Genomic DNA, 7,338 nt, shown 5'->3' with positions numbered 1-7,338 from the left:
GCGGACGGCGGAGGGAACCGGCTTTTCGTCCGGGCCTTACATCGGGCCGGAGCAGCCCGCGGTGTGGGCGGAGCCAGGGCACCAGAAATTGCGGATGTTCAACCCGTCCTTCGTGCCGGTGCGCGAGCTGCAGGTGTTGGGCTGCCAGTTGGCCTCGCGCAGGGTGATCCGGTTGGGGGTCGGCGCGAAGTCCACGTCCGCGACGTACGCGGCGTGTCCGTACACGTGCGAGGTGGGGATCATCGCCACACAACCCGCGTGGGCGTGGTTGCTGTTGATCACCGCGACCTTGTCGCTCCAGTAGGTCAGGCCATACGGGAGGTTGGGGGCCTTGCACCGCGCGAACAACACGCAGTTGTCACAGTAGTCCGTGCACAGCGCGGACTCCGTGCTGCCGACCTCCTGCTCCGATTGCACGGACGCCAGCTCCTGCTCATCGATGGGGCCACAGCCGGTGATGGCGATCGCCACCGTGAGAAGGGTCAACGAGAGGAGTCGCGTCTGGATTCCAAACATGGGGGAGGCTCCCTGGGGCGGCGGGCGATGCATCACACTCTGCCTCCAAGTTTCTACGGATTCAATTTATTTCTGCATTTCCTTGATTTGCACAGAATGTCTGGAGATATCTGACACCTTCTTCGTGCTCCGCCCCCCCTCTCGCCGCTAGCGTCTTCCCCGTCCGGTCTCCACACCCGTGGACCGGCCCACAGGGAGCACGCCATGACGGAAGCACTCACGCTCGCCGAGGCCCCCGGGCCTCGCGGTCACTGGTTCTGGGGCAGCATCCAGGAGCGTCGCCACCAGCCCCTCCAGCTCTTCCTCCGCGCCCACCAGGAATACGGAGACCTCGTGCGCCTGCGCATGGGGCCCACCATCAGCCTCGTCTCGGTGGCCAGCCCCGAGCTCGTCAAGCACGTCCTCGTCGACCACCCCGACGTCTACGGCAAGCCCCCCCGCCTCTTCGCCCCCGCCGCCCCGCTGCTCGGCAATGGCCTCATCTCCAGCGATGGCGACTTCTGGAAGCGCCAGCGCCGCCTCATGCAGCCCGCCTTCCACCGGGAGCGCCTCGCCGGCCTTACCCACCTCATGGTGGACTCCACCCAGCGGATGCTCGCGCGCTGGCGGGCACGCCCCTCCTCCTCCGAGCCCCTCGACATCGCCGCCGAGATGATGCGCCTCACCCTCGGCATCGTCGGCCGCGCCCTCTTCTCCACCGACGTGAGCGGCACCGCCGACCGCGTCGGCCAGGCCCTCGGCGCCGCCCTCGAGGGCACCAACCACCGCATGCTCTCGCTCGGCCTGCGCGCCCCCGACTTCCTCCCCACCGCGCGCAACCGCGCCTACCGCGACGCCATCTCCATCCTCGACACCGTCGTCTACGACATCATCGCCCGCCGCCGCGCCGGGGAGACGCACGGCGATGACCTGCTCTCCATGCTCATGGCCGCCCAGGACGCCGACACCGGCGAGCGCATGACGGACCAGCAGCTGCGCGACGAGACCATGACGCTCTTCCTCGCCGGCCACGAGACCACCGCCAATGGCCTCGCGTGGATGTGGCACCTGCTCTCCCACCACCCCGAGGTGGAGGCCCGTGCCCGCGCCGAGGTGGAGTCCGCCCTCCAGGGCCGTCCCCCCACCGTCGAGGACCTGCCCCGCCTGCGCTACCTCACGCAGCTCTTCGAGGAGACGATGCGCCTGTACCCGCCCGCCTGGATCGTCGGCCGCATGGCGAAGAAGGAGGACGTGCTCGGAGGGGTGCGCATCCCCGCCAGCCCTCGCGTCATCATCGTCACCAGCCCCTACGTGGTGCACCGCAACCCGCGCGTGTGGCCCGACCCCGAGCGCTTCGACCCGGATCGCTTCTCGCCCGAGCGCTCCGCCGAGCGGCCCCGGCTCGCCTACCTGCCCTTCGGGGGTGGCCAACGTCTGTGCATCGGCAACAACTTCGCCCTCATGGAGGCCCCGCTCATCACCGCCGCGGTGCTCCAGCACTTCCGCCTGCGCGCCGTGGCGGGCCACGTCCCGGAGCCCGAGCCCTCCATCACCCTGCGGCCCAAGAACGGGCTGCCCATGCTCGTCGAGCCCCTCCAGGCCCGGGCCTGAGGCGCACCGGAGGCCCGTCCGCCTGCCCTCGGGGCGGGCATGGGCCCGGGAGAACAGGGCCAGGGGGCGCTGGATTGTAAAACACTATGCTGCGCTCCATGGCTTTGTCGCCATCGCATCCCCTTGATTCGACGGGCCCCAAGCTGCCCTCGGGACTGGGCTCCACCGCCCTCCTCGATGCCGTCCAGGCCCTGGTGCTGGTATTGGACTCGAGGGGCCTCGTCCTGCACCTCAACCGACGCGCCGAACAGGTGCTCGGCTACACCTCGCGCGAGGCCCACGGCCTGCGCCTGGAAGCACTCGCCGCCCTGGCTCCGGAGCATGAGCTGGAGCGTGCGGCCCTCGTCCGGTGGGTGGAGGGCCCCCACCCCTCGCGCCACCAGAGCGCCTGGCGCGCCCGCGACGGCCAGCGGCGAGTGCTCGACTGGAGCACCGTGCGGCTCGGCCCCGAGGCGGGGGACGCCGCCGGCCACCTCATCCTCACCGGCACCGAGGTGCCCGAGCGCGACCATGTCGTGCAGGCGCAGCTGGAGTTCTTCCAGACGCTCCTCGACAGCATCCCCAACCCCATCTTCCACAAGACGCTCGACGGCCGGTACCGCGGCTGCAACCGCGCCTTCCTGGAGATGCACGGCGCCACGCGCGAGGCCATCGTCGGCAAGTCCGTCTGGGATGTCTCCCCGCCCGAGCTCGCCGCGCGCTACGCCGCCAAGGACCAGGAACTCTTCGACCACCCGGGCATCCAGACGTACGAATCCCAGATGCGCTTCGGCTCGGGCGAGGTGCGCGACGTCATCTTCTACAAGGCCACCTACAACGACGCGCGGGGACAGCCGGCGGGGCTGGTGGGCATCGTCCTGGACATCACCGCCCGCAAGCGCGCCGAGGCCGCCCTCCAGAAGACGCGCGACGAGCTGGAGGTGCGCGTGCACGAGCGCACCGCCGAGCTCCAGAAGCACAAGGAGGCCGCCGAGGCCGCGGACCGCATCAAGAGCGAGTTCCTCAACATCGCCTCGCACGAGCTGCGCACGCCCCTCACCTCGCTGCACCTGGTGCTCACCCAGGCCCGGCGCCAGCTCGAGGCGCACCAGCCCGTCTCCGACGTCACCCTCATCTCCCGCATGGAGCGCTACACGGGCCGGCTCACCCGGCTCGCGGGCGACCTGCTCGACGCCTCGCGGCTGGAGCGCGGGCAGCTGCACATGCGCCCGGAGCCGGTGGACCTGCGCGCCCTGGTGGCCGACGGGGTGGGCGACTTCCGCCAGCAGCACCCCCAGCGCCGCGTGGAGCTGGAGCTGCCCGAGGGCGTCGCCTGGGTGGAGGCGGACCGGGACCGACTGGAGCAGGTGCTCTCCAACTTCCTGGACAACGCGCTGAAGTACACCCCGCCCGACACCCGGGTGGACGTGCGGCTCATCCCCGGGGACGGCACCTTCCGCGTCTCCGTCACGGACGAGGGGCCCGGCCTCTCCCCCGAGGAGCACTGCCTCCTCTTCCAGCGCTTCCAGCGGCTCTCCTCCTCCATCCACCAGCCGGGTCTGGGCCTGGGCCTCTACATCTCCCGCGAAATCATCGAGCGCCATGGCGGCACGCTCGGCGCCCACGCCACCCCCGGCCGCCCCGGCATCACCTTCTTCTTCCAGTTGCCTCGCGCCCGCTGAACGTTGGCCAACGTCCAGTTTCACGTGAATTTTACACCAACGGCTCGTCGGTGAATGGGGGCTGGGTTAGAGGGCGCACCATGTTCCATCCCAAGGGACCGAGCTTCGTGGAGCTGGTGCGACAGGGCTTGAGCTCGATGGAGCGGGGGTATGACCTGCTCGCGCCGAAGTTCGAGTACACGCCGTTCCGCACGCCGGACCGGGTGCTGAAGGCGAGCCTCGCGGCGGTGGGAGGGCCGGGCGCGGTGGAGAGCGGGCTGGACGTATGCTGCGGGACGGGCGCGGCGCTGCGCTTCCTCCGGCCGCTGTGCCGCCGGCGCGTGGTGGGAGTGGACCTGAGCCAGGGCATGCTGGACGAGGCACGGCTGCTGCTCGCGCAAGCCCCGGGCGAGGCGGCGGTGGAACTGGTGCGAGGGGACGCGCTTGAAATGCCCTGGCGCGAGGAGTTCGACGTGGTGACGAGCTTCGGGGCCTTCGGCCACATCCTGGAGGAGGACGAGCCGCGGCTGGTGGCGGGCCTCCACCAGGTGCTCAAGCCGGGAGGGCGCTTCGTCTTCGTCACCGGGGAGGAGCCCTCGCCGCTGAGGCCGGGCTACTGGGTGGCGCGGGCCTTCAACGCGGCCATGCGGGTGCGCAACGCGCTGTGGGAGCCGCCCTTCGTCATGTACTACCTGACCTTCCTGCTGCCGCGGGCCCGCGCGCTGCTGGAGGCCCAGGGCTTCACCGTGGACGTGCGCCAGGGCTCGCTCCCCGAGCCCTACGAACGCCACGGCTACCGCGTCGTGGTCGCCACCCGACGGTGAGAGGACTCCCATGGCCCCCGACGACTTGAGCCAGGAAGACAGACAGCGGGCGCGGACGGCCTCGGTCTTCGCCCTGGTCATCTTCCTGCTGTACCCGATGGACGTGCTCGTCCTCGAGCGCCTGAGTCTCCCGCCGCTGCTGCTGCGGGGGACGTGGGCGCTTCAGCTGCTCGCCTACCGGTGGCTGCGATTGAGGTGGAGGCACTCCCCGAGCCACCTGAATGTGTTGCTCATCGCCAACGGCGCGCTCATCAGCGCCTTCTTCCTGGGGCTCGTCTTCCTCACCGGGGGGGCGAAGAGCGTGTACCTCAACTTCGTGCCCACGCTGCCGCTGTTGCTGGCGCTCCTCTACCAACAGGACGCGAGGGCGGCCATCGCCGGGGGCGTGACGAGCGCGATGGGCGCCATGGGCCTGCTGCTGCTGTCGAACGAGACCCTGGTGCACGCGCTGGCCTGGGCGTGCATGGTGGGCTCGTCCACCTTCTTCGGGGTGTATGGCAGCCGGCAGTTGGCCAAGGCGCGGGAGGCGCGGAGCGAGGCGCGGCTGGAGCGTGCCCGGCGCGAGTCACTGGAGAAGCTGGCCGTGGCCGAGCGCCACCGGACGCAGTCGGAGAAGCTGGCGACGGTGGGGCGGCTGGCGGCGAGCGTGATGCATGAAATCAACAACCCGCTGGCCTTCGTGCGCTCCAACCTGGACTTCCTGCGCACGGAGGTGCTGGCGCAGCAGCTCCCGGAGGAGACGCGGGCGGAGCTTCAGGAGGTGTTCGAGGAGACGCGCTCGGGAGTGGAGCGCATCCGGCAGATCGTCCAGGACCTGAAGGGCTTCTCGGGGATGGACGTGGAGGAGCCGAGCGAGTGCGCGCTGGCGGATGTGGTGAGCGACGCGGCGAGGCTGGCGGCGGTGCGGCTCAAGTACGTGGCGAGGCTGAAGGTGGAGATCCCCGAGGGGCTGCCGGAGGTGTACGCCACGAGGCGGAGGCTGGCGCAGGTGCTGCTCAACCTGCTGGTGAACGCGGGGGACGCGCTGGAGGCGGCGAAGGTGCAGGGGGGCGAGGTGAAGGTGACGGGGGCGACGGAGGAGGGGAGGGTGGTGCTGCTGGTGGAGGACAACGGCCCGGGCTTTCCGCCGGAGGTGCAGTCGAGGCTCTTCGAGGCCTTCTTCACGACGAAGGGGCCGGAGAAGGGAACGGGGCTGGGGCTGTCCATCTCGCGGGAGCTGGTGGAGCGCTTCGGGGGCACGCTGAAGGCGGAGAACCGGCCCGAGGGAGGCGCCCGCCTGCGCCTGGAGTTCCCGAGACACACCCCGAGCAGCTGAGCCGTGGGGACTACGCGGTCCGGCGATCAGGCTTCCCCAGCCTGTCGACGAGCGTCTGGCAGAACGTGAACAGGGCCTGCTCGGGGATGGCGCCGACGATGCCTCCGTCCACGCAGTGCGCTCCCCGAACGTCGACCTTCACCTGCCTGCCACCGTAATAGAAGGTGAAGAAAGGGATTGCCCGGTTGTTGAAGCGGGCCGCGATCTCCGGCTCCTCGTCGGTGTCGAGCTCGAAGAACCGGACCTCGGGCAAGGCCTTGCGCTCGATCAGCCGGGAGATGATCACATCCATGTGGCGGCAGGGCGGGCACCAGATGGCCCCGTGCTTCACCACGAGCAGCTTGTCCTGGTTCGCGGGCGCGGAGATCACCGCGTCATGGTCGCGCTTGCCGAGCTTGACCACACTTCCTCGCGAGGCCAGCGCGGGCGGTGCCTGTCCGTCGGCCACCTCCACGACCGCGTCGGAATAGACGAGCAGGTCGTCGCCGGTACCGAACTTGTCCTGCACCATGCGCATCATGATGAAGCGGCAGCAGTACCAGCCCTCGTGCAGGGAGACGTCGTAGCGGCGGAGCGAGTCCTCGTCGATCGCCTCTCGAATCGCGTAGCACTCGGCGCGGTGTCCCTCGAAGCTCGAGAGGGTGACGCGCTGGAGGAGGGCCTCGGACCGGAAGATCGCCCGGCCACAGGAAGTGCAATGAAAGGTGCTCATGGTTCGGCTCCTGGAAGACTCGTGAGAGGAAGACCCGCGTCCGCGCCGTCGAGCGAGCGCAGGAAGGCGGCCAGCTCGCGTTTCTCGCTGGCGGAGAGGTCGAGCGGGTGGATGTCGTGAGTGCCCTTGGCCAGCGGATCGCCCGCGTTCGCGTAATGCTCGATGACGTCCTCGAGCGTCGCGGCGGAACCATCGTGGAAGTAGGGCGCGGTGCGCGCGACGTCACGCAGGCTCGGGGTCTTGAAGGTCGCTCGCGGCGCGGCGCCCGACTCGAAACGGCCCGGATCGTCCCCCGCGACGCCGATGTTGTGAAACGCGTTGTCGGTGAGCAGGGGACCGCCGTGGCAGGTGGTGCACTCGCCCTTACCGGCGAAGATGCGCATTCCCCGCACCTCCTCCTCGGACAGCGCGGAGCTGTCGCCTTCGAGGTACCGGTCGTACCGGGAGCCGGCGCTGACGAGGGTGCGCTCGAACGAGGCGAGCGCGCGCGCGAGGGTGACGCGGGAGATGCCGAGAGGGCCAAAGGCTTCCTGGAACCGGGCGACGTACTCGGGATCCGTGGCCAGCTCGCGCTCGAGGGTGGAGAGATCCCGCGCCATCTCGTTGGGGTCCGCGAGCGGGACGAGCGCCTGCTCCTCGAGCGTGGAGGCCCGCCCGTCCCAGAAGTAGGGGCCTCTCGACTCCAGGTTCAGCAAGGCCGGGGTGTTGCGCTTCGAGCGCGCCGGGTCGCGGCCCAACGCC

General features: G+C 69.9%; 7 protein-coding genes. 4 read left to right on the top strand and 3 right to left on the bottom strand.

Annotation, left to right across the window (positions count from 1 at the left end):
• Positions 1-36: 36 nt before the first annotated feature.
• Positions 37-516, bottom strand: coding sequence for a hypothetical protein (locus VF794_RS07290; RefSeq protein WP_331108453.1), 480 nt, complete (start codon positions 514-516; stop codon positions 37-39).
• A gap of 204 nt (positions 517-720) precedes the next feature.
• Here VF794_RS07290 and VF794_RS07285 point away from each other — a divergent pair, with 204 nt between their 5' ends.
• From VF794_RS07285 to VF794_RS07270, 4 genes are all read left to right on the top strand, one after another.
• Positions 721-2,106 carry a cytochrome P450 gene (locus tag VF794_RS07285; RefSeq protein ID WP_331108452.1) on the top strand — a complete coding sequence of 462 codons (1,386 nt, stop codon included), beginning with the start codon at positions 721-723 and terminating at the stop codon, positions 2,104-2,106.
• Between the two features lie 98 nt (positions 2,107-2,204).
• Positions 2,205-3,767 (top strand): sensor histidine kinase, encoded by a 1,563-nt coding sequence (locus VF794_RS07280; protein WP_331108451.1) that lies wholly within the window; start codon positions 2,205-2,207, stop codon positions 3,765-3,767.
• An 80-nt stretch (positions 3,768-3,847) separates the two neighbouring features.
• Positions 3,848-4,570, top strand: coding sequence for a class I SAM-dependent methyltransferase (locus VF794_RS07275; RefSeq protein WP_331108450.1), 723 nt, complete (start codon positions 3,848-3,850; stop codon positions 4,568-4,570).
• A gap of 10 nt (positions 4,571-4,580) precedes the next feature.
• Positions 4,581-5,885 (top strand): sensor histidine kinase, encoded by a 1,305-nt coding sequence (locus VF794_RS07270; RefSeq protein WP_331108449.1) that lies wholly within the window; start codon positions 4,581-4,583, stop codon positions 5,883-5,885.
• Between the two features lie 10 nt (positions 5,886-5,895).
• Here the strand turns inward: VF794_RS07270 and VF794_RS07265 are convergent, their stop codons facing one another.
• Entirely contained in the window at positions 5,896-6,597 is a 702-nt protein-coding gene (locus tag VF794_RS07265) for a thioredoxin family protein (protein WP_331108448.1), read from the bottom strand.
• On the bottom strand, positions 6,594-7,338 hold a 745-nt coding region (locus VF794_RS07260; protein ID WP_331108447.1), incomplete at its 5' end, for a cytochrome-c peroxidase. The genes VF794_RS07265 and VF794_RS07260, both read right to left, overlap by 4 nt.

This window comes from Archangium sp., from assembly GCF_036389735.1.
Lineage (GTDB): Bacteria > Myxococcota > Myxococcia > Myxococcales > Myxococcaceae > Archangium.
Note: the sequence above shows the minus strand (reverse complement) of the source record. Positions and strands in the feature narration are given on the sequence as shown.